At 68.1% G+C, this 24,611-nt stretch carries 23 protein-coding genes, 3 tRNA genes and 1 pseudogene; 8 read left to right on the plus strand and 19 right to left on the minus strand.

The genetic code is table 11. The annotated features are described in order from the left end of the window. Positions 1–19: 19 nt before the first annotated feature. On the plus strand, positions 20–880 hold the full coding sequence (locus tag F1643_RS16940; protein WP_194914401.1) for a helix-turn-helix domain-containing protein: 861 nt from the start codon (positions 20–22) through the stop codon (positions 878–880). Here the strand turns inward: F1643_RS16940 and F1643_RS16945 are convergent. After that, on the minus strand, positions 852–1,472 hold the full coding sequence (locus tag F1643_RS16945; protein ID WP_370540662.1) for a TetR/AcrR family transcriptional regulator: 621 nt from the start codon (positions 1,470–1,472) through the stop codon (positions 852–854). The genes F1643_RS16940 and F1643_RS16945 overlap by 29 nt on opposite strands. A gap of 123 nt (positions 1,473–1,595) precedes the next feature. Between F1643_RS16945 and F1643_RS16950 the strand changes: the two genes are divergently transcribed. Continuing rightward, entirely contained in the window at positions 1,596–2,579 is a 984-nt protein-coding gene (locus F1643_RS16950) for an aldo/keto reductase (protein WP_194914405.1), read from the plus strand. A gap of 164 nt (positions 2,580–2,743) precedes the next feature. On the opposite strand, the pseudogene F1643_RS16955 reads toward F1643_RS16950, so the two are convergent. From F1643_RS16955 to F1643_RS16970, 4 genes and pseudogenes are all read right to left on the minus strand, one after another. Beyond that, a pseudogene (locus tag F1643_RS16955) lies at positions 2,744–4,206 on the minus strand (cobyric acid synthase). Positions 4,207–4,210: 4 nt separating this feature from the next. Then, the gene (gene cobO, locus F1643_RS16960; RefSeq protein ID WP_194914407.1) at positions 4,211–4,834 is read right to left on the minus strand and encodes a cob(I)yrinic acid a,c-diamide adenosyltransferase; all 624 of its coding nucleotides are present in this window, start codon (positions 4,832–4,834) and stop codon (positions 4,211–4,213) included. Further along, entirely contained in the window at positions 4,831–5,370 is a 540-nt protein-coding gene (cobU, locus tag F1643_RS16965) for a bifunctional adenosylcobinamide kinase/adenosylcobinamide-phosphate guanylyltransferase (RefSeq protein WP_194914408.1), read from the minus strand. The genes cobO and cobU overlap by 4 nt, the downstream gene beginning before the upstream one ends. Next, positions 5,367–5,828 (minus strand): cupin domain-containing protein, encoded by a 462-nt coding sequence (locus F1643_RS16970; RefSeq protein ID WP_194914409.1) that lies wholly within the window; start codon positions 5,826–5,828, stop codon positions 5,367–5,369. Before F1643_RS16970 ends, cobU begins: the two co-directional genes overlap by 4 nt. Positions 5,829–6,020: 192 nt before the next feature. On the opposite strand from F1643_RS16970, the gene F1643_RS16975 reads away from it, so the two are divergent. Beyond that, complete coding sequence (locus tag F1643_RS16975) at positions 6,021–6,827, plus strand: alpha/beta hydrolase (RefSeq protein ID WP_194914411.1); 807 nt, start codon at positions 6,021–6,023, stop codon at positions 6,825–6,827. A 51-nt stretch (positions 6,828–6,878) separates the two neighbouring features. On the opposite strand, the gene F1643_RS16980 is transcribed toward F1643_RS16975, so the two are convergent. Together F1643_RS16980 and F1643_RS23645 are read right to left on the minus strand one after the other, a co-directional pair. Further along, a complete protein-coding gene (locus F1643_RS16980; RefSeq protein ID WP_194914413.1) occupies positions 6,879–7,067 on the minus strand; it encodes a hypothetical protein in 189 nt (62 codons plus the stop codon). A 56-nt stretch (positions 7,068–7,123) separates the two neighbouring features. After that, a complete protein-coding gene (locus F1643_RS23645) occupies positions 7,124–7,309 on the minus strand; it encodes an entericidin A/B family lipoprotein (protein ID WP_194914415.1) in 186 nt (61 codons plus the stop codon). 275 nt (positions 7,310–7,584) lie between these two features. Here F1643_RS23645 and F1643_RS16990 point away from each other — a divergent pair, with 275 nt between their 5' ends. From F1643_RS16990 to F1643_RS17005, 4 genes are all read left to right on the plus strand, one after another. Further along, entirely contained in the window at positions 7,585–8,943 is a 1,359-nt protein-coding gene (locus F1643_RS16990) for an MATE family efflux transporter (protein ID WP_194914417.1), read from the plus strand. A 148-nt stretch (positions 8,944–9,091) separates the two neighbouring features. Next, a complete protein-coding gene (gyrA, locus tag F1643_RS16995; RefSeq protein ID WP_194914419.1) occupies positions 9,092–11,908 on the plus strand; it encodes a DNA gyrase subunit A in 2,817 nt (938 codons plus the stop codon). A gap of 23 nt (positions 11,909–11,931) precedes the next feature. Then, the gene (gene coaD / locus F1643_RS17000) at positions 11,932–12,495 is read left to right on the plus strand and encodes a pantetheine-phosphate adenylyltransferase (RefSeq protein ID WP_194914421.1); all 564 of its coding nucleotides are present in this window, start codon (positions 11,932–11,934) and stop codon (positions 12,493–12,495) included. 140 nt (positions 12,496–12,635) lie between these two features. Next, positions 12,636–12,711, plus strand: a tRNA-Lys gene (locus F1643_RS17005). A 361-nt stretch (positions 12,712–13,072) separates the two neighbouring features. On the opposite strand, the gene F1643_RS17010 is transcribed toward F1643_RS17005, so the two are convergent. The 3 genes from F1643_RS17010 to F1643_RS17020 form a co-directional block, all read right to left on the minus strand. Beyond that, a tRNA-Arg gene (locus tag F1643_RS17010) sits at positions 13,073–13,149 on the minus strand. A gap of 37 nt (positions 13,150–13,186) precedes the next feature. Beyond that, positions 13,187–13,483, minus strand: a complete 297-nt coding sequence (locus F1643_RS17015) for an ETC complex I subunit (RefSeq protein WP_014247573.1) — start codon at positions 13,481–13,483, stop codon at positions 13,187–13,189. A gap of 75 nt (positions 13,484–13,558) precedes the next feature. After that, a tRNA-Pro gene (locus F1643_RS17020) sits at positions 13,559–13,636 on the minus strand. A gap of 155 nt (positions 13,637–13,791) precedes the next feature. Here F1643_RS17020 and F1643_RS17025 point away from each other — a divergent pair. After that, positions 13,792–14,196 (plus strand): hypothetical protein, encoded by a 405-nt coding sequence (locus F1643_RS17025; protein ID WP_194914423.1) that lies wholly within the window; start codon positions 13,792–13,794, stop codon positions 14,194–14,196. Here the strand turns inward: F1643_RS17025 and F1643_RS17030 are convergent. The 9 genes from F1643_RS17030 to secG all read right to left on the minus strand — a co-directional run bounded on the left by F1643_RS17030 (position 14,165) and on the right by secG (position 24,502). Further along, complete coding sequence (locus F1643_RS17030; RefSeq protein ID WP_194914425.1) at positions 14,165–15,397, minus strand: ABC transporter permease; 1,233 nt, start codon at positions 15,395–15,397, stop codon at positions 14,165–14,167. The two genes, F1643_RS17025 and F1643_RS17030, sit on opposite strands and share 32 nt — an antisense overlap. Then, positions 15,394–16,110, minus strand: a complete 717-nt coding sequence (locus F1643_RS17035; protein ID WP_304488775.1) for an ABC transporter ATP-binding protein — start codon at positions 16,108–16,110, stop codon at positions 15,394–15,396. The genes F1643_RS17030 and F1643_RS17035 overlap by 4 nt, the downstream gene beginning before the upstream one ends. Next, the gene (locus F1643_RS17040) at positions 16,100–17,746 is read right to left on the minus strand and encodes an efflux RND transporter periplasmic adaptor subunit (RefSeq protein WP_194914427.1); all 1,647 of its coding nucleotides are present in this window, start codon (positions 17,744–17,746) and stop codon (positions 16,100–16,102) included. The genes F1643_RS17035 and F1643_RS17040 overlap by 11 nt, the downstream gene beginning before the upstream one ends. Positions 17,747–17,827: 81 nt before the next feature. Then, entirely contained in the window at positions 17,828–18,265 is a 438-nt protein-coding gene (locus F1643_RS17045; protein ID WP_255542929.1) for a DUF192 domain-containing protein, read from the minus strand. Between the two features lie 108 nt (positions 18,266–18,373). After that, complete coding sequence (gene kdsA / locus F1643_RS17050) at positions 18,374–19,201, minus strand: 3-deoxy-8-phosphooctulonate synthase (RefSeq protein WP_194914431.1); 828 nt, start codon at positions 19,199–19,201, stop codon at positions 18,374–18,376. Positions 19,202–19,431: 230 nt separating this feature from the next. Beyond that, the gene (locus F1643_RS17055) at positions 19,432–20,139 is read right to left on the minus strand and encodes a dienelactone hydrolase family protein (protein WP_194914432.1); all 708 of its coding nucleotides are present in this window, start codon (positions 20,137–20,139) and stop codon (positions 19,432–19,434) included. A 74-nt stretch (positions 20,140–20,213) separates the two neighbouring features. Continuing rightward, positions 20,214–22,043: an autotransporter domain-containing protein gene (locus F1643_RS17060; RefSeq protein WP_194914434.1), complete on the minus strand. Its 1,830-nt coding sequence runs from the start codon at positions 22,041–22,043 to the stop codon at positions 20,214–20,216. 180 nt (positions 22,044–22,223) lie between these two features. Continuing rightward, positions 22,224–23,855, minus strand: coding sequence for a CTP synthase (locus F1643_RS17065; protein ID WP_194914435.1), 1,632 nt, complete (start codon positions 23,853–23,855; stop codon positions 22,224–22,226). A 305-nt stretch (positions 23,856–24,160) separates the two neighbouring features. Beyond that, the gene (gene secG / locus F1643_RS17070) at positions 24,161–24,502 is read right to left on the minus strand and encodes a preprotein translocase subunit SecG (RefSeq protein ID WP_149223514.1); all 342 of its coding nucleotides are present in this window, start codon (positions 24,500–24,502) and stop codon (positions 24,161–24,163) included. Positions 24,503–24,611 lie beyond the last annotated feature (109 nt).

Genomic DNA, 24,611 nt, shown 5'->3' on the forward strand with positions numbered 1-24,611 from the left:
TCGCCTTAGGATGGTGCCCATGGGTCCAGACCTCCTCGCCCGCCTGTCCCGCTTCGCCGCCCGCGACCAGCGTCCCGGAGCGGGCGACCGTCCGCACCGGCCGGAGCTGTGGGCCTTCGTCGCCCATGACTGCGAGAGGCTGGCGGAGGTGCGGATAGAGCGCACCGCCTTGATCGCCGTGCTGGAGGGAGTCAAGGAACTGACCGACGCCTCCGGCACCACCCGCAACTTTCCCGCCGGAACGGCCATGCTGCTGCCGCCGGGCTGGTGCGGGTCGGTGGTGAACGATCCCGGCACCGCCGGCCGCTACCGCGCCCTGGTGCTGGAATTCCCGGCGGAGATGGTGCGGCGCCTGCTGCGCGCGCACGGCAGCGAGGGGCTCTCTCCGCGAGCCCAGCCGGGCGACTGGCATGTCGCCCTCACGCCGGCCTTGACCGACGCCATCCACCACGCCGCCACCGGCCTTATCGCCGATCCGCCGCTGCCGTCCAAGCTGGCCGAGCATCGCTGCATGGAGGTGCTTCTGGCCCTGCTGGAGGATGGCGTGTGGTGGCTGGGTCCGGTCGCACCGACCGGCACCGCCGATGCGGTCCGCCAGCTGCTGCGCATCCGGCCGGATACCGCCTGGACGGCGGACAGCGTCGCCGACGCGCTCAACCTCAGCACCGGGACGCTGCGCCGCCGTCTGTCCGAGGAGGGCTGCTCGGTCCGCAGCATCCTGGTCGAGGAACGCGTCGCCCATGCCCGCGATCTCCTCGAACGCGAGGGGCTGAGCGTGCAGGAGGCGGCGGAGGCCTGCGGCTACGCCAACCGGTCCCACTTCGCCCGGCGCATCCGCGCGGCCGTCGGCGTCAACCCGTCGGACCTTCGCGACCGCTGACCGGCACCGTGCCGTGGGCCCGCTCCAACGCCGCCACCGACTCGGCGATCACCCGCTCCGGATCGGCGGTGACCGGCAGTCCCAGCATGGTCGGCCAGAACAGCACCTCCTTCAGCCCGCCCATCAACTGGGTCGCCGCCACATGCGGATCGGGGGCGTTCAGCCGGCCGCGCGCATGCTGGGCGGCGATATAGTCGTCGAGCAGCGCATAGGCCTGCCCCTTCCCGCCTTCCAGATAAATCTGCGACAGCTCGGGAAAGCGCTGATGCTCGGCGATGACGAGGCGCAGCAGCCCGCGCACCTCCGGCCGGCCCATATGGACCAACAGCGACCGCAGGAAGGCGGGAAGCGCCTGCTCCGGCGGCTGGTCATGGCGAAGGCTCTGGTCGCCGTCGCTGTGGAACCCCTCATACAGGCCGGAGACGACGGCCTGGAACAGCTCGCGCTTGCCTGGGAAATGATTGTAGACGGTGCGCTTTGACACGTTGGCGTCGGCGGCGATGGCGTCCATCGACGACGCCTCGTACCCGTGGGTCAGGAAGGCACGGGTCGCCGCCTCCACCACCGCATCCCGCTTCGCCGAACCGCGCACAGCATTCCCCTCCCGAGACATTGACATTCGCCGGCCACCAAATACACTGCACCGTGTAGTGTATTTACGGCCGCAGGCTCCCAGGGGTAATCCGCCCGGCCGCGGCACGGGAGGGGTAAAGCGATGAAACAGCGCAACATCGGCAGCATTCTCTCGGTTTCCGAAATCGGCCTCGGCTGCATGGGCATGTCGGAGTTCTACGGACCGACCGACGACGCCCAGTCGCTGGAGACACTGGAACGGGCGTTCGAACTGGGCGTCACCCATTACGACACCGCCGACATGTACGGCGGCGGCCACAACGAGTCGCTTCTGGCCCGCTTTCTGGCCGGCAAGCGCGACCGGGTGGTGATCGCCACGAAGTTCGGCATCGTCCGCCAACCCGGCGAATACGCCCGCCGCATCGACACCAGCCCGGCCTATGTGGCGCAGGCCTGCGACGCCTCGCTGAAGCGGCTGGGGGTTGAGACCATCGACCTCTACTACGCCCACCGGCTGAACCCGGACATCCCGGTGGAGGAGACGGTCGGCGCCATGGCCGATCTCGTGAAGGCCGGCAAGGTCCGCGCGCTCGGCCTGTCGGAGGTGTCGGCCGCCACCCTGCGCCGCGCTCATGCCGTCCACGCAATCGCCGCGGTGCAGAGCGAATATTCGTTGTGGACCCGCGACATGGAGGATGCGGTTCTGCCGGCCTGCCGGGAGTTGGGGATCTCGCTGGTCGCCTATGCCCCGCTGGGCCGCGGCATGCTGACCGGTGCCGTCAGCAGCCCCGATCAGTTCGCCGAGAACGACTTTCGCCGAATCGCACCGCGCTTCGCCGGCGAGAGTTTCGACCGCAACTTGGCGCTGGTCGAGCAGGTGAAGGCACTGGCGGTGAGGAAGGGCTGCACGCCGGGGCAGGTGGCACTGGCGTGGCTGCTGGCACAGGGACCGGAGATCCTGCCGATCCCGGGGACCAAGCGGATCAAGTATCTTGAGGAGAATGTCGCCGCCGCCGCGGTGACGTTGACCGATGCGGAGGTGAAGGCGCTGGGTGATGCTCTGCCGCCGGGCGTGGCGGCAGGCGACCGCTATACGGCGGAGGGGATGCGGGGGGTGAATGTGTAGCACACGTCAAATGCGGAGTTAGACCTCCACCTTGAATCCTCCCCCGGCCGGGCGGGAGAGGAGACTGCCGCCATACGCCGACAAAGCTCCAATCCCTCCCCTGCGATCGGACTGGCCTTTGGCCGGCCGAGGGCTTGGGTGGGATGGGGGGGCTAACGCCTTCCTTACGCCCCCTCCGCCACCGCCAGAAGTCCGTCCACATCCACCACGCTCTCCAGCCGATCCGCGACCGCGTCGAGTGCCCGCTCCACGGCCACCTGGTAGGCCAGCTCAGCCCGCCGCCCATCGCCTGCAGATACGCCGCGCGAAAGCCGTCGGCACCGAAAAGCCCGTGCAGGTAGCAGCCGGCGACGCGCCCGTCGGCCGACTCCGCGCCGTCCGTCACGCCGCCCGCAAACTCCAGCATCGGCCGTGCCCGGTCCGGTCCTTCGGTCCGGCCCATGTGCATCTCGTAGCCCGCCACCGCCGCGCCGGTGCGGCGCTCACGCCCGCGGGCTTCCTCCAGCACCTTCGGGCCTTTCAGCACCGTCTCGACATCCAGCAGGCCAAGCCCCGCGGCCTCGCCCGGCGGGCCTTCGATGCCGTCCGGATCGGCGATCCGCCGCCCCAGCATCTGATAGCCGCCGCAGATCCCCAGCACACGGCCGCCGCGCCGCCAGTGGGCCAGCAGGTCGATGTCCCAGCCCTGCGCCCGCAAGAAGGCGAGGTCGGCAATCGTCGCTTTGGTGCCGGGCAGGATCACCAGATCCGCGTCGCCCGGCAGCGGCCGGCCCGGACGCACCATGGTAAGGGCGACGCCGGGCTCCTGCGCCAGCGGATCGAAGTCGTCGAAGTTGGCAATGCGCGACAGCATCGGCACCGCGATCCGCAACGCCCCGTCGCCGGCATCACGCGGCCGGTCGAGCGCCACCGCATCCTCCGCCGGCAGGGTCGCCGCCTCCTTCAGCCAGGGCACCACGCCGAACCCGCGCCAGCCGGTGTAGCTCTCGATGATCCGCAGCCCTTCATCGAACAGGCGAACATCGCCACGGAACTTGTTGATGAGAAAGCCCTTGATCCGCTCCTGCTCAGATTTCGGTAGAAGTGCGTGGGTGCCCACCAGACTGGCGATCACCCCACCGCGGTCTATGTCGCCGACCAGCAGAACCGGCACGTCGGCGGCAGTGGCGAAGCCCATGTTGGCGATGTCGCCAGCCCGAAGATTGACCTCGGCCGGGCTGCCGGCGCCCTCCACCACCACGATGTCGGCCTCAGCCTTGAGCCGCTCGAAGCTGTCCAGGACGGTGCCCAGCAGTTCGCGCTTGCGCGCCTGATAATCGGCGGCGCGTGCGGTGCCCACCACCACGCCACGCACCACCACTTGGGCGCCGATGTCCGACTGCGGCTTCAGCAGAACCGGGTTCATGTGGACGCTGGGCGCCACGCCGCAGGCCCGCGCCTGCAGCGCCTGCGCGCGGCCGATCTCGCCGCCGTCGGCCGTCACCGCGGCGTTGTTGGACATGTTCTGCGGCTTGAACGGCCGGACGGTCAGCCCGCGCCGCACCAGCGCCCGGCACAGTCCCGCCACCAGTAGCGACTTGCCGACGTCGGAGCCGGTGCCCTGCAGCATGATCGCGCGCGATCGCATGGCTTTAGAACTCTATGCCGGCCTGGGCCTTCACCCCGGCCTCGAACGGGTGCTTGACCAGCGTCATCTCGGTGACGAGGTCGGCGGCGGCGATCAGTTCCGGCTTGGCGTTGCGGCCGGTGATGCAGACATGCAGATCCGGCCGGCGGGCGGCCAGGGTGACCAGAACTTCGTCCAACGGCAGATAGTCCATGCGCAGCACGATGTTCAGCTCGTCCAGCACGATCAGGCGATAACGCGGGTCGGCCATCAGCTCCTTCGCCTTGGCCCAGGCGGCCTCGGCGGCGGCGATGTCGCGGGCGCGGTCCTGGGTGTCCCAGGTGAAGCCCTCGCCCATCGTGTGGAAATCGACCAGATCCTCGAAACGTTCAAGCGCCACCGTCTCGCCGGTGGACCAGGCGCCCTTGACGAACTGCACCATGCCCACGCGCATGCCGTGGCCGACGGCGCGCATCATCAGGCCGAAGGCGGCGGTCGACTTGCCTTTGCCCTTGCCGGTGTGGACCATCAGCAGTCCCTTCTCCACCGTCTTGGAGGCGAGCGCCCGCTCCTGCAGCGCCTTGCGCCGCTTCATCTTCTCGGCGTGCCGGCGGTTCAGGTCATCGGTATCGACCGTGTTGTCGGTCATGCGGGGGTTCCCTTCACGAACATCGGCAGACCGGCGACGGTCAGCACGACGCGCGGCGCCACGGCCGCGATTGATTGGTGCAGGCGGCCGGCATGGTCGCGGAAGCGGCGCGCCAGCGCGTTGTCAGGCACGATGCCGAGCCCGACCTCGTTGGAAACCAGGACCACCCGGCCCGGCAGAGCTGGCAGCATGTCCACCAGCGCCGCGGACTCCGCGGCGACATCGGCCTCCGCCATCATCAGGTTGGTCAGCCACAGGGTCAGGCAGTCGACCAGCACGCCGGTGCCGGCGGCGGCGTGGCGGCTCAGCGCACCGGTCAGGTCCCGCGGCTCCTCCACCGTCGTCCAGTCGGGGCCGCGGTCGTCGCGGTGCTTGGCCACCCGCTCCGCCATCTCCGCGTCCCACACTTGCGAGGTGGCGATGTAGACGCGCGGTCCGCCCAGCGCCGTCACCAGCCCCTCGGCATAGCGGCTCTTGCCGGAGCGGGCGCCGCCAAGCACGAGGGTCAGGTCTAAACTCACGCCGGCGGCCGTCATTCCCAAGGGGTCCCGTCGCGGTGGTGATAGGCGCCGTCGCGCCAGACCATGTCCTCGTCGGAATAGTCGATCTCATCGCCGCCGCTGCGGTCGCCGACTTCCAGGTAGCTTGCCGGCCGGCTGCTGCGGTTGATCAGGCGATGCCCATCGGCAACGCCATGCGGGAAACCGGCGCACATGCCGGCGGTCAACACGGTCTCGCCCGCGTCGGTGACCAGGGTCAGTTCGCCCTCGACTACATAGACGAACTCGTCCTGCCGGCTGTGCCAGTGCCGCAGAGCCGACGACGCGCCGGGCGCCAGCCGGGTCAGGTTGACGCCGAAATTGGTGAGCCCCAGCGGATCCCCAAGCGCAACCCGGTGCCGCCCGGCCACCTGCGCCCGGAAGGGCTGCGGGTAGTCGGTAGCGCCGGTGTCGGCAGTCAGAGTGGCTGGATCGATGACCGGCGGATTCGGCACGGGCGGTCTCCGGATTGGCTTTGCGGGTCCGGACTGTCGCAAACCGGGTGGGCTGCGTCAAACTGTGCAAGTCCCCCGACGGATCAGGGTTGCGGATCAGGGTTGCGGATCAGGGTTGAAGGGGCCGCGGCTGGACAGGCGCCCCCTCGCCCACCATGCTTATCGCACTGCGAAATCACAACCTGCGATCCGATGCCCAGCCTGGAAATCATCAGCCGCCGTCCCGCCGACACGCCCAAAGCGCCGCCGCTCCTGTTCGTTCACGGTGCCTTCAGCGGCGCCTGGATCTGGGACGCCAAGTTCCTGCCCTGGTTCGCCGCGCGCGGGTGGGAGGCGCATGCCGTCTCCCTGCGCGGCCATGGCAACAGCGAGGGGCGCGACCGGCTGCATGAGTTCGGCATCGCCGATTATGTGGATGACGTGCTGCAGGCCGCGGATGGGCTGTCGGCACCGCCTGTGCTGATCGGCCATTCCATGGGCGGCATGGTGGTGCAACGCGCGCTGGCCCAGCGCCGCTTTGCGGGCGGCGTACTGATGGCGTCCGCCCCGCCCTATGGCCTGTGGTCCTCCACCATGGGTCTCGCCTGGCGGTCGCCTTATGTGTTCCAGCAGATGGCGATGCTGACCACCTTCGGCGAGAAGGCCATCGATCCGGACGCAATCCGCCGGGCGATGTTCTCCGACAAGATGCCGCGCGACGAGGCCGCCAAGTACGAGGCCTATCTGCAGGAGGAGTCTCGCCGCGTCCTGCTGGACATCGGCGGCTGGATCCCCTTCCCCGTGCTGCCGCCGCGCGACACGCCGGTGATGGTGATGGGAGCGGAGGAGGATCTGCTGTTCCCGCACGCGGAGGTGATCGCCACCGCCATGGCGCTATGCACACAGCCGGTCTTCATGCCGGGGATGGGGCACGCGATGATGCTGGAAAAGGACTGGCAGACGGTCGCCGAGCGGGTCGAGCAATGGGTCTCCGCGACGGTGATGGCGGAGGTGGGTTGAGGGGGCGAGTGCGCCCCCTCACGTCCTTCACGCCGCCCTTCACGCCGCCCTTCACGCCGTTGTCGGGTTCGGCATGCCCGGCATCGGCTCGTCGGCGGGCGGCGGGATTTCCGGCAACACGTCGGGGTTGTCGGGCACCGGATAGGGATCGGGCGTGGTCGGCTGGCCGGGCTGCGGCGGATTCGGGTTGGAGGGCGGCGGAATCTCGCCGGGGGTCGACGGCTTCTGCTGATCGCTCATTCGGAAACTCCTAGGTCGGGGACGGCCCTGGGATAACGCTTCAATCTACCGTCCGTTCAATCTACCGTCCGTTCAATCGCCCGGCCGCCGGCCTGCACATCCTGCCCGGCGCCTTCCACCGTGTTGCAGCCGGTCAGCATTGCCGCCAGTGCCATCAGGAACGTCAGGATCACCAGTTCACGCGCGGGGAACGGGATCGCGCGGGCGGCTGCGCGCTGCCGGCGGTTCTTGGCGTGGTGCATGGCGTCTCTCCGGTGTGAAGGGGGGATGGGTGGCTGTCCGGGCGTCGTTCGTCTCTGTTTCTGACAACGGGGCGGCGGCGGCTTGGTTCCGCGGAGGCCCCTCCGGCCATGCAGGGAATGCAACGGTCCTTTCGAGGCGCCCGAAAACCTTGACGCGGTACGCCCACCGGGCAAGATGACCGGCTTTTGCGCAGCCTGCCCGCTTTCCGGCCAGCCAGTACGGTCCGGCGGCGCGGCCAAGGCCGCATCCTCCAATGCCGACACAGGTCCCCGTCATGAGCACCGCCACCCTGCCCTCGCCCGAGCCGTTGCGCGTGCGCCTCGCCGCCCACATCGGCGAGCTGCTGCGGCTGGCGGCGCCGGTCATCGTCTCCCGCGCCGGGCTGATGGTAATGATGGCGGTCGATACGGCCATCGTCGGCCGCTATTCGGCGCAGGAGCTGGCCTATTACGGGCTGGCCCATCTGCCGGGCAACATCATGGTCGGCACCGGCGTCGGCCTGCTGATGGGTACGGTGATGATCACCGCCCACGCCTTCGGCGCCGGCAACGATGCGGAGTGCGGGCGGGCATGGCGCCGGTCCGTTCCCTACGCGCTGCTGCTGGGCGTGCTGTTCGCGCTGGTCTCGCTGCTGGGCGACCCGCTGTTCCAGGCGGGCGGGCAGACGCCGGACATGGCGGCGGGCGGCGCCCATGTGCTGGCGGTGCTGGGGCTCGGGGCGCCCGGCATGATGCTGTACATCACCACCGGATTCTTCCTGGAGGGCGTCAAGCGGCCGTTGCCGGGCATGGTCGCCATGGTGATCGGCAACATCGTCAATGCCGCCCTCGCCTGGGCGCTGGTCTGGGGCCATGTCGGGCTGGAGCCGCTGGGCGCCGTCGGGTCCGCCTGGGCGACCTCCATCGTGCGCTGGGGCATGGGGCTCGGGCTGGTCGCCTATGCCTGGTGGATGCGCGACCATGTCCGCTGGCAGGTCCGGCTGCCGGTGTCCGACTGGTGGAGCGGCGCGGCCCGTCAGCGCCATCTCGGCTATGCCGCCGGGCTCAGCATCGGGGTGGAGAGCGGCGCCTTCGCCGCACTCGGCCTGTTCGCCGGCATGATCTCCCCGCTGGCGCTGGCCGCCTACACGGTGGGCCTGAACCTGACCGCCCTGCCCTTCATGGCGGCGGTCGGACTGGCGTCGGCGACGGCGGTGCGGGTGGGCGTGGCCTATGGCCGCGGCGACCGCAGCGACATGGTGCTGGCGGGCTGGACCGGGCTGGGCGTCACCAGCGCCATCCTGGCCTGCGTCGGGATCCTCTACCGCAGCCTGCCCGAGGCCCTGGGCGCCATCTACACCAACGACCCCGAACTGCTGGAGGCGGTGGTGCCGCTGATCGCCTTCGCCGCCTGGATCCTGATCGCCGACGGCGGGCAGACGGTGATGGCGAACGCGCTGCGCGGCCGGCATGACGCCTGGGTCCCGACCGCGCTGCATTTCTTGTCCTACGCGGTGGTGATGATTCCGGTGTCGGCGTTCCTCGTCTTCGGTCTCGGCCACGGCGCCCATGGGCTTTTCGAGGGAATCCTGATCGCCAGCCTGGTATCGGTGACGATCCTGTCGCTGCGATTCGCGCGTTTGAGCCGGCGCTGAGCCGACATTGACGGGGCTTTTCGGCCCCGAATCGTTGTGTGCAATTGCGAGAGTTGCTATATTTCCTGGGCAAAACCTTCGGCCCGCAAGGCCAGTGACTGCCGCGGATTCCTAAAGCGGCGGCGCATTCGAAGAATGAGTGTCCTGCTTGAGCAATACGCCCCTTCCTCCCGCCTCCGACATCGCGCCGATCAACATCGAAGACGAGATGCGGAAATCGTATCTCGACTACGCGATGAGCGTGATCGTGAGCCGTGCCCTGCCCGACGTCCGCGACGGGCTGAAGCCGGTGCACCGGCGCATCCTCTACGCGATGAAGGAGGGCGGGTACGACTCGACCAAGCCCTATAAGAAGTCGGCGCGCATCGTCGGCGACGTGATGGGTAAATACCACCCGCACGGCGACAGTGCGATCTACGACGCCATGGTCCGCATGGCGCAGGACTTCTCCATGCGCCTGCCGTTGATCGACGGCCAGGGCAATTTCGGTTCGATGGACGGCGATCCGGCCGCGGCGATGCGCTACACCGAGGCGCGTCTGGCCAAGGCGGCGGAAGCGCTGCTGGACGACATCGACAAGGACACCATCGACTTCCAGGCGAGCTACGACGATTCGGGCCGCGAGCCGACCGTCGTCCCCGCCCGATTCCCGAACCTGCTGGTGAACGGCGCCGGCGGCATCGCCGTCGGCATGGCGACCAACATCCCGCCCCACAATCTGGGCGAGGTGATCGACGCCTGCTGCGCCTACATCGACAACCCCGATGTCACGCTCGACGAGTTGATGGAGCATGTGCCCGGCCCCGATTTCCCGACGGGCGGCCTGATCCTCGGCCGGTCGGGCAGCCGCGCGGCCCTTCTGCAGGGGCGCGGCTCGGTCATCCTGCGCGCCAAGACCCATTTCGAGGAGGTGCGCAAGGACCGCACCGCCATCGTCGCGACCGAGATCCCGTATCAGGTCAACAAGGCCAAGCTGATGGAGCGCATCGGCGAGGTCGTGAACGACAAGATCATCGAAGGCATCTCCGACCTGCGCGACGAATCGGACCGCGACGGCGTGCGCGTGGTGATCGAGCTGAAGCGCGACGCGGTGCCGGACGTGGTGCTGGCGCAGCTGTTCCGCCACACCCAGCTCCAGACCTCCTTCGGCGTCAACATGCTGGCGCTGAACGGCGGCCGTCCGGAACTGATGAATCTGCTTCAGATCATCGCCGCCTTCATCCGCTTCCGCGAGCAGGTCATCACCCGCCGGACCGAGTTCCTGCTGGGCAAGGCTCGCGAGCGGGCGCACACCTTGGTCGGTCTGGCGGTCGCCGTCGCCAACCTCGACGCGATGATCCAGCTGATCCGCAGCGCCCCCGATCCGGTCTGGGCGCGCGAGGAGATCATGAACCGCGAATGGCCGGTTCATGACGTCGGGCCGCTGATCGAGCTGATCGACGAACCCGGCCGCGGTGTCAGCCAACAGGGTACCTACCGCCTGTCGGAGGTCCAGGCCCGCGCTATCCTCGACCTGCGTCTGCACCGCCTGACCGGGCTGGAGCGCGACAAGATCGGCGCCGAGCTGACCGACGTCACCGACCAGATCGCCGATTTCCTCGCCACGCTCGCCAACCGGCCGAAGCTGATGGGGATCCTGCGCGAAGAGCTGGTCGAGATGAAGGAGCGGTTCGGCAATCCACGCCGCACCGAAATCCAGGATCTGGAGTTCGAGGCCGACATCGAGGACCTGATCCAGCGCGAGGACATGGTCGTCACCGTCAGCCAGTCCGGCTATGTGAAGCGGGTGCCGCTGTCCACATACCGTGCGCAGAAGCGCGGCGGCAAGGGCCGCGCCGGCATGTCGATGAAGGCGGAGGACGCGGTCAGCGACCTGTTCGTCGCCAACACCCACACGCCGCTGCTGCTCTTCTCGAACCGCGGCATGGTTTACAAGCTGAAGGTCTACCGCCTGCCGCTGGGCAACCCGCAGGCGCGCGGCAAGGCCTTCGTCAACCTGCTGCCGCTGATCGACGGGGAGACCATCACCACCGTCCTGCCGTTGCCGGAGGACGAGGCCGCCTGGGCCGATCTGCACGTCGTCTTCGCCACGTCGAAGGGCAATGTGCGCCGCAACCGCATGTCGGACTTCGCCAACATCCGCTCCAACGGCCTGATCGCCATGAAGCTGGAGGAGGAAGGCGAGCGGCTGATCGGCGTTCACACCTGCTCCGAGGCCGAACACGACGTCCTGCTGGCGACGCGCGGCGGCAAGTGCATCCGCTTCCCCGTGGACGACGTGCGCGTCTTCGCCGGCCGCACCTCCACCGGCGTTCGCGGCATCAAGCTGGCCGATGGGGACGAGGTGGTGTCGCTGTCGATCCTGACCCATGTCGACGCCACGCCCGAGGAGCGCGCCGCCTTCTTCAAGATGAAGCGCGACGAAGGGCTGGAGATGGAGGGTGAGGCCGCGCCGGAAGCCGATGAGGTCCCGGCGGACAGCGTCACCCTGACGCAGGAGCGGTACGAAGAACTGAAACAGAAGGAGCAGTATATTCTGACCGTCTCCGACCGCGGCTATGGCAAGCGCAGCTCGTCCTACGAGTATCGCACCGCCGGTCGCGGGGGCCAGGGCATCTGGAACATGGAGATGGGCGAGCGCAACGGGTCCATCGTCGCCGCCTTCCCGGTCGAATCGAACCATCAGGTGATGATGGTGACCAATGGCGGCCAGGTGATCCGCATGCCCCTGCACGACGTGCGGGTGGCGGGCCGGAAGACGCTGGGCGTCACGCTGTTCCGCGTGGGGGCGGAAGAGCGCGTGGTCTCCGTCGCCACCATCGCCGAGGAAGACGGCGAGAATGGTGTGGGCGAGAACGGCACCGGGGAGACTGGTGTCGACACGGGCGTTGAGACCGGCGGTGACGCCAACGGTTCGGACGGTTCCGTCGGCGATGCCGGCAGCGCCGCCGCGCCGAACGAATAACGGACGGGCCTAAAGGGGAACCCATGGCGACCAGCCAGACCGAGACCAGCAAGGCTCATCGAATCGGTGTCTATCCCGGCACCTTCGATCCGATCACCAACGGTCACATGGACATCATCCAGCGCGCCGCCCGTCAGGTCGACCACCTGATCATCGGCGTCGCCCGGAATGCCGGCAAAGGGCCGCTCTACTCCACGGACGAGCGGGTCGCCATGGTTCGTGAGGACGTGGCCGCGCTGAACGCCGGCGGGGCCAGCATCGAGGTGCGGGCGTTCGACAATCTGCTGATGCATTTCGCCATCGAGATGAACGCCAGAGTCATCATCCGCGGCCTGCGCGCCGTCTCGGACTTCGAATACGAGTTCCAGATGGCGGGCATGAACGCGCGGCTGAATCCGAAGGTCGAGACGATCTTCCTGATGTCGTCGGAGAAGCACCAGTTCATCTCCTCCCGCTTCGTGAAGGAGATCGGGCGTCTGGGCGGCGACATCCGCCACTTCGTCTCGCCCCGCGTCGCCGAACGGCTGGCCGAACGTTTCGCGCTGGAGGCCGGCAACGGCACCACCCCGACGACCAACCAGACCTGATCCTGACACCATGGGCTTGATTGGCGGGCTTGATGGCAAAATCCTGCATTCGCCATCAAGCCATGGTTGACCTTTCGGGCGCGTCTTTCTATGGTGCGCCCACTTCCGGCGGGGGCCAGTTTCCCACCGCCGCGCTGGATGATCCGGTAGCTCAGTCGGTAGAGCACGTGACTTTTAATCATGTGGCCGTGGGTTCGAATCCCACCCGGATCACCAACCAATTCAAGGCTCTAGCCTTCCTCAAGGGGTCGCTTCGGCGGCCCCTTCTGCGTTCCGGGGAGCATTTTGGGGCACGAAGCCGCGCGCTTGCCCGGGACACCGTGCCGCAGCCGCAGGCGAAGGGTCTGGAAGCTCCGCAAATGGGTTAGGTGTTGGAGGCGGGGGCTGCTACAAGCGGCTCTGCTGGACGCATATGGCGGCTTGGGAATACGCCAGCCTCACGCCATACCAGCCGATAGCATACACTCCAGCCTCGCCCCGCCAAGAACTTGGACGAGGAATCCGGAATTTGATCGGGTCAACGCAAAGAAAGCCCCGCCGGAGCGGGGCTTTTATGTACTGGATTGGCTTGCCGAGATGGCGACCCCAGCTGGATTCGAACCAGCGACCTGCCGCTTAGAAGGCGGCTGCTCTATCCAACTGAGCTATGGGGCCTTATCTCGGATCCCGGCCTCGGCGGACGGAGTTGCGGTCAGAAACGCGGGCGGTCGGTACGGAAATTGTCGGCGTAGTTGCGCGGACGGACGCGGCGGACCGGGGCTTCCTGAACGGTGTAGTTCCAGCCCTCCCGCTCCGCGAATGCAATGGCCTCTTCCTTCGTCTCGAAGGACAGGCGCACCTGGTTCAGCGTGTCGCCGGAACTGGTCCAGCCCATCAAGGGCTCCGGACGCCGCGGGGTTTCGATCTCGTAATCCAGCATCCAACGGTGAGTCTTGGCCCGGCCGGACTGCATGGCCGTCTTGCTCGGCTGATAGATCCGGACGTTCATGGCTCGCTCGTCTCCCCAAATGCTGCGATTGCGTCCTGGCGCTTGCGGCTTGGACGCGGTTTTGTCCCTCGGCGATGGTCGGGGCGCCCGGATTCGAACCGGGGGCCTCCAGTACCCAAAACTGGCGCGCTGACCAGACTGCGCTACGCCCCGTCGCCGCGATGTGAGATACACGAACGCCACGCCCACGGCAAGCGAAGGGCGCACCGCTTTCGCGGTCTTTCTCCATCCCGCCTGCCGTGCCGGGCATCCGGTGCGGCGTTCGGTCGCTGAACATCATCCCTTCAACAAATTTCCGGGTCCGTTCGTTGCCATCGCTCACCCCTGCCCCGCTCGTCGTCGCCCTCTTCCTGCCCGACCTGGGCGACCGGCCGGACCGGCAGGCGGCGGTCGAGCTCTCCCACCGCCTGCTGCGCGCCGGTGCGGCGGTGGATGTCGTGGCGCCGATGGGCGGCGGTCCCTTGCGCGCTGCCCTCGATCCCGCCATCGGGCAGATCGACCTCGCCAAGCGGCACGCCGCAACCTCCGTCCTGGCGCTGGCTCGAATGGCGGCGGAACGACGGCCGGGACTGCTCGCCGCACCGCGGGAGGCGGCATGGATCGCCCGCGCGGCGCTGTGGCTTGCGCGCAGCGACGCGCGGATGGTGGCCTTGGCTGGCGACGCGGCGGCCGACTTTGCGGCTATTCGTGCCGCAGCGCCTCGATGGGATTGAGCAGCGCCGCCCGCCGGGCCGGGTAGAGGCCGAAGAAGACGCCGATCAATCCGCTGACCACCACGGCCAGCACGACGGAGTCGATCCGGATCAAAGTCGGCCAGCCGGCAAGGGCGGCCACCCCCATGGCGGTCGCGATCCCCAGCGCCACCCCCACCGCAGCGCCGATCAGCGACAGGGTGGTCGATTCGATCAGGAACTGCACCAGGATGTCGCGCCGCCGCGCCCCAATGGCGAGCCGCAGCCCGATCTCCCGCGTGCGCTCGGTCACCGACACCAGCATGATGTTCATGATGCCGATCCCTCCGACCAGAAGCGACACGGCGGCCACCGCCGCCAGCAGGAGGGACAGGGCCCGCGAGGAGGCATCGCGGGTCGCCGACACCTCCGACAGGTCGCGCATCCAGAAATCGTCGTCCTGGCTGGGAATCAGCCGGTGGCGCTGGCGCAGCAAGTCGCGGATCTGGGCCTGCGCCTCCGCCATGTCGGCGCCGTCCCGCATCTTCACCACCATGGTGTGGATGAAGCGCGGGTTGCTCTTCGCCATGCCCGGAATGTTGCGCTTGGCGGTGGACAGCGGCACGAAGATGACGTCGTCCTGGTCCTGCCCCTGGGTGTTCTGGCCCTTCTCCGCCAGCACGCCGACGACGGTCAGCGGCGTGGAAAGGACGCGGACCGGCTCGCCGATGGGATCGCCGCCGCCGAACAGGTTGCGCACGACCGTCTGGCCCAGCACGACCACCTTGTTGGCCTGGGCCACATCCTCGTCCGACAAACCCCGGCCGGTCGCCACGGTCCAGTCGCGGGCGTCCATGTAGTCGGGCGTGATGCCGAACAGCACTGTGCCCCAATTCTGGTTGCCGGCGACGATCTGCAATCCCCAGCGCACCGATGGCGCCGTCACCACCACGCCGGGAATCTCGCTCAGCACCGCCAGCGCATCGTCCTCCGTCAGTGTCGATGCGGTGCCGGCGCCCAGCTTCACCCCGCTGCGGACGATGCTGCCCTGCCCCACCATGATCAGGTTGGTGCCCAGGCTGGCGATCTGGCGCAGTACCTGGTCCCGCGCACCGGCTCCGACCGCCACCATGGCGATCACCGCGGCGACACCGATGACGATGCCGAGCATGGTCAGCGCGCTGCGCAACGGGTTGGCTCTGAGCGAATCGAATGCGGCGCGCAGGGCGTCCCATGCCGTCATGCCGCCACCTCCGGCTCCTGGCGCTGGTCGTCGATCAGCCGGCCGTCGCGGAACTGCAGGACACGGGCGGCGAAGCGCGCCACCTCCGGTTCGTGGGTCACCAGCACCACGGTGATGCCGCGGCGGTTCAGCCGCTGGAACAGGGCGATGATCTCCAGGCTGGTGGCGCTGTCGAGCGCCCCGGTCGGCTCGTCGGCCAGAAGCAGGAGCGGGTCGTTGACCAGGGCGCGGGCGATGGCGACCCGCTGCTGCTGTCCGCCGGAAAGCTGGGTCGGCCGATGCCCTGCCCGCTCCCGCAAGCCCACCGCGTCGAGCGCGGCGAGTGCCCGCTCCGACCGCTCGGCATGGCCGACGCCGGCATAGACCATCGGCAGCATGACGTTGGCGAGCGCCGTCTGCCGCGGCAGCAGGTTGAAGGACTGGAAGACGAAGCCGATGCTGCGGTTCCGCACCGCCGCCAGCGCGTCGGAGGACAGGCCGGCGACCTCGCGCCCGTCCAGGCGGTAATGGCCGGAATCGGGACGGTCCAGGCAACCCAGCAGGTTCATGAAGGTGGATTTGCCGGATCCGGAGGGTCCCATCACAGCTACGAACTCGCCGCGGGCGATGGTGACGGTGACGTCGTCCAGCGCATGGACGGTCTGCGGTCCCATGCGGTAGTGGCGGGAGAGGCTCTCGACGGCGATCAGGGGCAGGGGAGGATCAAAACCCAAGACGCGGTCCCCGGCGGGTGTCGCGGTCGGGGGACAGGATGCCGGTGATGACCTCCTGCCCGGCGCGCAGATCGCCGGACACCACTTCGGTATAGCTGCCGTCGCCGATGCCGAGCCGGACCGGCACGCCGACAGGGCTGCCGTTGCCGGGGCCGGGAATCCAGACGGCGCGCGCGGCTTCCGCCGCCCGGCCGGGCTCCACCAGCGCATCGAAGTGGTTGCGCTGCGCAGGCTCCAGCAGAGCGGCAATCCTTTCCAGGGTCGCGGTCCGGATGGCATTCGCCTCGACCCGGCGGCGCTCGGGATCGCCGCCTTCGGCGTCCAGCGCGGTAAAGCGCTCGCGCGCCTCGGCGACCAGGGCGACGATGTCGCGGCGCTTGCCCTCGTCCAGCTTCAGCCCGTCCATCACCCGCTTGGCAGCGGCCTCCAGCGCCGCGGCGCCGCGGCCTCCGCTCGGACCGCCGGTGGTGGGGGCCGGCGCATCGACCGCCATCTCCACGCCCGGCGGGCGGAAGCGCAGGGCGGCGTTGGGCAGCTTCACCGCCGATGGGCGCTCGTCCACCGTGATGCGCAGATTGGCGGTCATGCCCGGCAGCAGCCGCAGTTCCGGATTCTCGACCGTGATGACGACGATGTAGGTGACGACGGTCAAATCCTCCTTCGGCGCCAGCCGCACCTGGGCCACCCGCCCGGTGAAGCTGTCGCCGGGGAAGGCGTTCACGGTGAAACGCACCGGCATGCCTTCGCGCACCCGGCCGATGTCGGCCTCGTCGATGTTGGCCAGCACCTCCATCTGCCGCAGATCCTGGGCGATGGTGAACAGGGTGGGCGCGGACAGGCTGGCCGCCACCGTCTGGCCGGTGCTGACCGCGCGGTTCACCACCACCCCGTCGATGGGGGAGCGGATGACGGAGCGGTTCAGGTCGACGCGAACCAATTGCAGGGCGGCCTCGCGCTGAGCCACCTGGGCGCGGGCGACCTCTACCTGGGCGGCGGCGACGGCCAGCGATGCTTGCGCGGAGGATTCCGCCGCCTCCGCCTGCCGCTTCTGGGCGCGGGCGGCGACCAGCTGGGCCTGGGCGCTGTGGGCCGCGGTTTCCGCCTTTTCCAGATCGGCGGCAGCGACCACGCCGCGGCCCTGCAGGTCGCGCCGCCGCCGCAGGTCCCGCTCCGCATCGCGCTGGGCGAGGTCGGCGCGCAGGATCTGTGCATCGGCATTGGCGACGCTGGCCTTGGCGCTGGCGAGGTCTGCCCGCGCCTTGTCCTGCAGGGCCTGTTGCTGGATCAGGGTTGCCTTGGCGGAATCGACGTCGGCGCCCGCCTGGGCCAGCCTTGCGGCGAGCTGGTCGCCGTTCAGGCGGGCGAGGATCTGGCCACTGGTGACGCGGCTGTTGAAATCGGCGTAAAGCTCCGCGATCTGGCCGGAGAGCTGGGAGCTGACCTCCACCGTCACCAGGGCGCTCATGGTGCCGGTGGCGGTGATGGCGCTGATCAGGTGCCCCTGCTCGACCCTTGCCAGCCGGTAGGATGGTCCAGGCTCGGCACGCGCCAGCACGACATAGGCGGACAGGCCGGCCGCGGCGCTGAGCGCCACTCCGATCACGATCGCCGCCCGCCTGCCTGCACCCCTCGCCATGCCTGCCCTCCGCGCCATACTCCGCGCGATCAATCTGGGGGAGTTTAAGCGAAAGTCATGGGCGGGGGATCGTCTTTCCGCTTACGGCTTCGTGATGTCGGGCGACACCACGCGGTCGCCGGCGCGGATGCCCAGCCGTGCCGCCATGCCGCCGTTCAATTCCAGGATGGCCTTCACCGGGCCGTCGGAACTGACGGAATCCAGTGATTCCGGCACTGCGCGCTCATGGATGTTCACGATGCGGCCATCGGCGGCGATGAACAGCATGTCCAGCGGGATCAGCGTGTTCTTCATCCAGAAGCTGGCCGATTGCACCCGGTCGTAGACGAACAGCATTCCGGCATCGGCCGGCATCGACTGGCGGTACATCAGGCCCTGCGCCTGCTGGCCGGGGGTCAAGGCCAGTTCGACGGTGAAGCGGAACTTGCCGCCGCCCGCCGTCTCCACGGTCAGCTTGGACTTCTGGAAGCTTTCCAGCGCCACCGCCGGAAAGGCGGCCACCAGCAGCAGGAGCGCCATGACGGCACCCCGAAAACCCCGACCGAATGTCATGCTCGCCCCCGAACGGCTGAAGCGGAAGAGGCGCCAGTCAAGCACGGCGCCGCTTCCCTGCCAAATTAAGCGTTTTTAGGACTTCGCCAGACGGTCGAAAGCCTGCAGCTTCGCCAGCAGTGTCGGCATGTCCGTCAGCGGGACCATGTTCGGGCCGTCGCTGGGGGCGCAGTCCGGGCTCTCGTGCGTTTCCATGAAGACGGCGGCGACGCCGACCGCAATGGCCGCACGCGCCAGAACCGGCACGAATTCCCGCTGCCCGCCCGAGGTGGTGCCCTGCCCGCCCGGCTGCTGGACGGAGTGGGTGGCGTCGAACACCACCGGGAAGCCGGTCTCCGCCATGATCGGCAGGGACCGCATGTCCGACACCAGCGTGTTGTAGCCGAAGCTGGCGCCGCGCTCGCACAGCAGCACGCGCTCGTTGCCAGAGGCGACCAGCTTGGCGGCGACATTCTTCATGTCCCACGGCGCCAGGAACTGGCCCTTCTTGACGTTCACCGCCCGGCCGGTCTCCGCGGCGGCGATCAGCAGGTCGGTCTGCCGGCAGAGAAAGGCCGGGATCTGCAGCACGTCCACCGCCTCGGCGACCGGGGCGCACTGGCTGGACTCATGCACGTCGGTGATGACCGGGCAGCCGAAGCGCTCGCGGATTTCCGCGAAGATCGGCAGAGCCTTGTCCATGCCCAGACCGCGCGCGGTGGCGATGGAGGTGCGATTGGCCTTGTCGAAGCTCGACTTGTAGATCAGCCCCATGCCCAGCGCCTTGGTCATCTCCACCAGCGCGGACGCGGTCTCCAGCGCATGGTCGCGGCTTTCCATCTGGCAGGGGCCGGCGATCAGGACGAAGGGGCGGTCGTTGGCAATGGTCAGGTCGCCGATCTGAACGGCGCGCGGCGTGGTCATCGGAGTGCTCCAAAACGAAAACGGGCGAGAGGGCGCCCGTGGACCTTTGCATCCCATTAAATGGAGGGACGGTCAATGGCGGGCGGCGCCGAGAGCTGCAAGCCACTTAGGCGCCTGCCGAATGCCCCTCCCAACCTCCCCCGCTGGGCGGGGGAGGGACTGCCGCCACTCTCCCGCCTAAGCACTTGTCCCCTCCCCCGCCCAACGGGGGAGGGTTAGGGTGGGGGCTATCACCCCAGATGCGTCCGGAAGAACTCCACCGTCAGCCGGTTCGCCTCGTCGGCCGCATCCCGGTCGTAGTGCTCGCCCCCCGGCCGGGCGAAGGCGTGGTCCATGCCGGGATAGACCTTGGCGGTCACCCACCTGTTGCCCTTCAGCCCGGCCACCACGGCGTCGCGCTTGTCGGGGCTGGAGAACTTGTCGTTCTCCGCGATGTGCAGCAGCAGCGGCTTGGCGATCTTGCCGGCCTCGCCCAGCAGCCCTTCCAGCCCGACGCCGTAATAGCCGACGTTGGCGTCGGCGTCCGACCGCGTCGCCATCATGAAGGCCAGCCGGCCGCCAAGGCAGTAGCCGACGCTGCCGGCCTTGCCCGTGCAGCCCTCCTGCCCCCGCACCCAGTCCAGCGCCGCCTTCAGGTCCTCCACCGCCTTGTCCTGGTCCATGCCGTTCATCAGGGCGAAGGCCCGGTTCCACTCCGCTTCGGTCTTGTCCGTGAGCTGCACGCCCGGCTGTTGGCGCCAGAACAGGTCGGGGCACACTGCCAGGAAGCCCTGCGAGGCGTACCAGTCGCACAGCTCGCGCATCACCGCGTTGACGCCGAAGATCTCCTGGATCACCACCAGTCCGCCGGCCAGCCCGCCGGCCGAAATCACCTTGGGCTTGGCGACATAAGCCGAAAAACGGCCGCCGTCGGCTGCATCGATCATCACCTCGGACATGGCGTTCTTATCCTCCCGTTGGCAAATCCGCCTCTGATATGGAGCGGACTCGGACCCGTTCACCCCGCCTTTGGTCAGAAGCCGACGTTGAGGCCGATGAAGCCGCCATAGTCGCGGCGGTCCTCGTCACCCAACCGGGCATTCAGGCCGAGCGTGCCGGTCACCGACGCCGCCAGCCGGAAGGAAGCCCCGGCCGTCAGATCGACATAGCTACGATCCGGCTTCGCCACAGCCACCTCGTAGGCCAGCGTGGAGATGCTACGGCTTTCCACCGTGATGCTGCGCTGGTCGTCCTTGAACTCGCGGTTCAGCGTCACCTTGGCATAGGGCAGGACGCTGCCGAAATCATAGGCCGCCTGATAGCCGACGCTGCCGACCAGCGAGTTGCGGGTCTGCGACCGGTAGGTGAAGCCGAACAGGCTGCTGTCCTCGCTGAAGCCTTCCACCTCCACATGCTGATAGCGCAGGCCAAGCACCGGACCGTGGGTCAGGCCGCCCATGGTGAAGTCGTAGCCGCCCTCGACACCGATGGAGGCGTTGATACCCTCGGTGTTGCCGCCGGTCGAATGATCGGTGCCGTTGATGGTGACACCGCGGCGCAGGTCGTAATCGGTGAAGCCGAAGGACCCGACGCCGTTCACGAAGGCACCGCCCATGCGGTAGACGCCGTAGCCGCTCAGCACATAGTCGCGCTGCTTGTATTCGCCGCCGGTGGAGAAGCTGCCGCGATAATGCGACACCGTCCCGGCCACGCCCAGCAGCAGGTTTTCGCCGAAGCGCTGGTCGATGCCGATGCTGACCGACAGCGGCGTGCCGCGCACCTCCGCCTGCCCGCCGGCACCGGGATCGCCGGTGCGGTCGCTGGTCAAGCGCCCTGCCCCGCCGCTGATCCAGGCGCCCGTCTCGCCGGGCTTGCGGCTCCACAGGCCGGTCGCCGCCTGGGCGAGGATCGTCGCGGTCACCCGGTCGCGCGTGCGCAGCGGCGATTCGGCGAGCTGGGCGACGTTGCCGGGCGCCGTCAGTGCATTCAGCACGAAGTCGGACACGGCGCGATGTCCGGCGGTCGTCGGATGGACGCCATCGGCGAACAGGTGGCTCTCCGCCGCGTTCGGCGCCACGAGGGTGGCGGAGGTGCAGAGCAGCGAACTGCTGGTGGTGCAGGCGGTTCCCGTTACGTCGGTGAAGCCGAAGGATGCCGGATTCGCCACTGCGGCCCGCAGCAGCGAATAGGTGTCGATCGGGATGACCGAGACGCCGGCATTGGCCAGTCCCAGCGTGACCAGCTGGTTATAGCCGCTGACCAATTGCGAGATCTGCCCGGCCGCGGCGGCGCCCTGCGCCTGTCCGAACGGAGTCGAGCCGATGTCCGGCACGGTGGGAACCAGGATGGTGCGCGCACCGGCGGCGCGCAGCCGTGCGACCTGCGTCACCAGATCGGACGCCGCCTGGGTCACCGTCGCTTGGGCGGTTGCCGGACTGCTCAGCGAGGCGAGAATGTCGTTGGCACCGCCCCAGACGGTGTAGAGCGCATTCGGATCGGCCCGCCCGCCGGTGGAGGCGAGATAGCCGGAGATCTGCGTCGCCACGCTGGGCGCCAGAGACGTCGGACCGGTCGCCGGCACGCCGACCGAGGTATTCACCCGCGCCCCGCCGACCGCATAGTCGGTGCCGCCCCGCGCTGCCGTGACGGCTGAGGTGCCGAGCGCACCGGCGAGGTTCTCCGCCCACACCGGGCCGGGATTGGTGGTGAACTTGCCACCGACCGGCAGAAGCGACTGAAACGCTCCGCTGTCGGTCAGGCTGTCGCCGAAGAAGATGGTGGAGGAATAGTCCGCCGCGGCAGCCGGGACAGCGGTGAGCGCGGTCAGACAGGTGGCAAGCGCGGCGATCCTGGCGCGGTTCATGGTCCTTCCCCCGGTCAATTTGTTCGCTTAAGCGATTTTCAGCGGATCGTCGCACAGGGATTTCGGGGGTGCAAGGAAGGTGACGTATAGGGAAGGTGGCGGGCATGAAAAAGCCCCGCATTTGGGGGGCGGGGCTTTTTCATGGCTATGTGGCTCCCAGGGGACGTTACCCCCTGCCCCTCAGACCAACCGGCTCTGGTCGATGGCCGCCTTGATGAAGGCAGTGAACAGCGGGTGCGGTTCGAACGGCTTGGACTTCAGTTCCGGGTGGAACTGCACGCCGATGAACCAGGGATGATCGGGGATCTCGACGATCTCCGGCAGTTCCCCGTCGGGCGACAGGCCGCTGAACTTCATGCCGCAGCGCTCCAGACGCTCCTTGTAGTACACGTTCACCTCATAGCGGTGACGGTGCCGTTCGGAGATGTCGGTGGTGCCGTAGACCTCGGCGACCTTGCTGCCTTCCAGCAGCTTGGCCGGATAGGCGCCCAGCCGCATGGTGCCGCCCAGGTCGCCGACCTCAGCACGACGCTCCAGCGTGTTGCCGCGCATCCACTCCGTCATCAGGCCGACGACCGGGTTGCCCGGCTTGCCCAGCTCGGTGGAGCCGGCATCCTCGATCTTCGCCATGTTGCGGGCGGCTTCGATCACCGCCATCTGCATGCCGAAGCAGATGCCGAAATAGGGCACCTTCCGCTCGCGGGCGAACTGGGCCGCGCGGATCTTGCCTTCCGTCCCGCGGGAGCCGAAACCGCCCGGCACCAGGATGCCGTGGACGTTCTCCAGCCGCTTCACCGCCGCGTCGTCATCCTCGAAGATCTCCGAATCGATCCAGTCGAGGTTGACCTTGACGTTGTTGGCGATGCCGCCGTGGGTCAGCGCCTCGGCCAGCGACTTGTAGCTGTCGAGCAGGCTGATGTACTTGCCGACCACCGCGATGGTGACCTCGCCCTGCGGCTTGCGCACCCGGTCCATGATGCGGGTCCAGCGCGACAGGTCCGGCTCCTTGTCGACCGGCAGGCCGAAATAGCTCAGGACCTGGGTGTCGAAGCCTTCCTCGTGGTAGCTGATCGGCACCTGATAGATCGAATCGACGTCCAGCGCCGCGATCACCCGCTCCGGACGGATGTTGCAGAACAGCGCGATCTTCTTGCGCTCGTTCTCCGGGATCGGACGGTCGGCGCGGCACAGCAGGATGTTGGCCTGGATGCCGACGCTCAGCAGCTCCTTCACCGAATGCTGGGTCGGCTTGGTCTTCAACTCGCCGGCGGTCGGGATGTAGGGCAGCAGGGTCAGGTGGATGTAGAGGACATTCTCCTGCCCGACCTCGTTGCCGAACTGGCGGATCGCCTCCAGGAAGGGCAGCGACTCGATATCGCCCACCGTGCCGCCGATCTCGATCAGGACGAAGTCCTCGTCGGTGGCGTCGGCGCGGATGAATTCCTTGATCTCGTCGGTGATGTGCGGAATGACCTGGACAGTGCCGCCCAAGTAATCGCCGCGGCGCTCCTTGGCGATCACGGTGGAATAGATGCGGCCGGTGGTGATGTTGTCGCCCTTGCGGGCCGACACGCCGGTGAACCGCTCGTAATGGCCGAGGTCCAGGTCCGTCTCAGCCCCGTCGTCGGTCACGAAGACCTCGCCGTGCTGGTAGGGGCTCATCGTTCCGGGATCGACGTTCAGGTACGGGTCCAGCTTGCGCAGACGCACCTTGTAGCCGCGCGCCTGGAGAAGCGCCCCAAGCGCCGCCGACGCCAGACCTTTGCCCAGCGAAGAAACGACGCCACCGGTGATGAAGATGTAGCGAGTCATGTCCGTCCGAAGAGCTTGAGAGCTGTTCCATGTCCCCGTGGGGGACGGATGGCCGATGTCCCCATAGGGGACAGAGTAATCGATCCCCATAGGGGACGGAGTAATCGATCCCCATAGGGAACGGTATTGTCCTTCCCCATAGGGGCGGATTGTCCGTCTCCCCGGAGGGGAGAGATGTTCAACGTCCCCCGAAGGGTCGCCGCCGAGACATGGCGTCGCGAACGTCGGCCCTCAAAAGAAAGAGGCGGCTTCGGGGAGGCCGCCTCGCTGTTCGCTCGTACCCGTGCGCTGCTGGGATGGACCCTTTACTGGGCCACCGGCGGCGCGGGTTGGGCCGGAGCGGCAGGCTGCGCCGGGGCCGCCGGAGCGGTCGACTGCGAAGGCGCCGCCGGCAGGCTGTCGATGATCGACGCCGGGCGCGAATGGCCGCCGGCCAGGATCGCCAGCACGATGCTGGTGGCGAAGAAGCAGGCCGCCAGGATGCCGGTGGTCCGCGTCAGCAGATTGGCCGTTCCGCGGGTGCTCATCATGCCACCCATGGTGCCGCCGCCGATGCCGAGCCCGCCGCCTTCCGACCGCTGGATCAGGATCACGCCGACCAGCCCTACGGCGATCAGCAGGTGAATAACCAGAATCACCGATTCCATGCGATGCTCACCCCACACCCATCCCAAAAATCGAATAGCGCGCCACAGGCCGTCTGAAGGGCCCGTGGCGCGCGCCCACTGTTTGTACCGCGGAGCCGCGCGATATGCC

The organism is Azospirillum sp. INR13, assembly GCF_015390205.1.
GTDB lineage: Bacteria > Pseudomonadota > Alphaproteobacteria > Azospirillales > Azospirillaceae > Azospirillum.

Excerpts from the sequence above, each read along its gene's own strand:
- F1643_RS16940 (WP_194914401.1), top strand. The coding sequence starts at position 20 with ATGGGTCCAGACCTCCTCGCCCGCCTGTCCCGCTTCGCCGCCCGCGAC.
- F1643_RS16950 (WP_194914405.1), top strand. The coding sequence starts at position 1,596 with ATGAAACAGCGCAACATCGGCAGCATTCTCTCGGTTTCCGAAATCGGC.
- cobO (WP_194914407.1), bottom strand. The coding sequence starts at position 4,834 with ATGACCGACAACACGGTCGATACCGATGACCTGAACCGCCGGCACGCC.
- cobU (WP_194914408.1), bottom strand. The coding sequence starts at position 5,370 with ATGACGGCCGCCGGCGTGAGTTTAGACCTGACCCTCGTGCTTGGCGGC.
- F1643_RS16975 (WP_194914411.1), top strand. The coding sequence starts at position 6,021 with ATGCCCAGCCTGGAAATCATCAGCCGCCGTCCCGCCGACACGCCCAAA.
- F1643_RS16980 (WP_194914413.1), bottom strand. The coding sequence starts at position 7,067 with ATGAGCGATCAGCAGAAGCCGTCGACCCCCGGCGAGATTCCGCCGCCC.
- F1643_RS23645 (WP_194914415.1), bottom strand. The coding sequence starts at position 7,309 with ATGCACCACGCCAAGAACCGCCGGCAGCGCGCAGCCGCCCGCGCGATC.
- F1643_RS16990 (WP_194914417.1), top strand. The coding sequence starts at position 7,585 with ATGAGCACCGCCACCCTGCCCTCGCCCGAGCCGTTGCGCGTGCGCCTC.
- coaD (WP_194914421.1), top strand. The coding sequence starts at position 11,932 with ATGGCGACCAGCCAGACCGAGACCAGCAAGGCTCATCGAATCGGTGTC.
- F1643_RS17015 (WP_014247573.1), bottom strand. The coding sequence starts at position 13,483 with ATGAACGTCCGGATCTATCAGCCGAGCAAGACGGCCATGCAGTCCGGC.
- F1643_RS17030 (WP_194914425.1), bottom strand. The coding sequence starts at position 15,397 with ATGACGGCATGGGACGCCCTGCGCGCCGCATTCGATTCGCTCAGAGCC.
- F1643_RS17040 (WP_194914427.1), bottom strand. The coding sequence starts at position 17,746 with ATGGCGAGGGGTGCAGGCAGGCGGGCGGCGATCGTGATCGGAGTGGCG.
- F1643_RS17045 (WP_255542929.1), bottom strand. The coding sequence starts at position 18,265 with ATGGCGCTCCTGCTGCTGGTGGCCGCCTTTCCGGCGGTGGCGCTGGAA.
- kdsA (WP_194914431.1), bottom strand. The coding sequence starts at position 19,201 with ATGACCACGCCGCGCGCCGTTCAGATCGGCGACCTGACCATTGCCAAC.
- F1643_RS17055 (WP_194914432.1), bottom strand. The coding sequence starts at position 20,139 with ATGTCCGAGGTGATGATCGATGCAGCCGACGGCGGCCGTTTTTCGGCT.
- F1643_RS17060 (WP_194914434.1), bottom strand. The coding sequence starts at position 22,043 with ATGAACCGCGCCAGGATCGCCGCGCTTGCCACCTGTCTGACCGCGCTC.
- F1643_RS17065 (WP_194914435.1), bottom strand. The coding sequence starts at position 23,855 with ATGACTCGCTACATCTTCATCACCGGTGGCGTCGTTTCTTCGCTGGGC.
- secG (WP_149223514.1), bottom strand. The coding sequence starts at position 24,502 with ATGGAATCGGTGATTCTGGTTATTCACCTGCTGATCGCCGTAGGGCTG.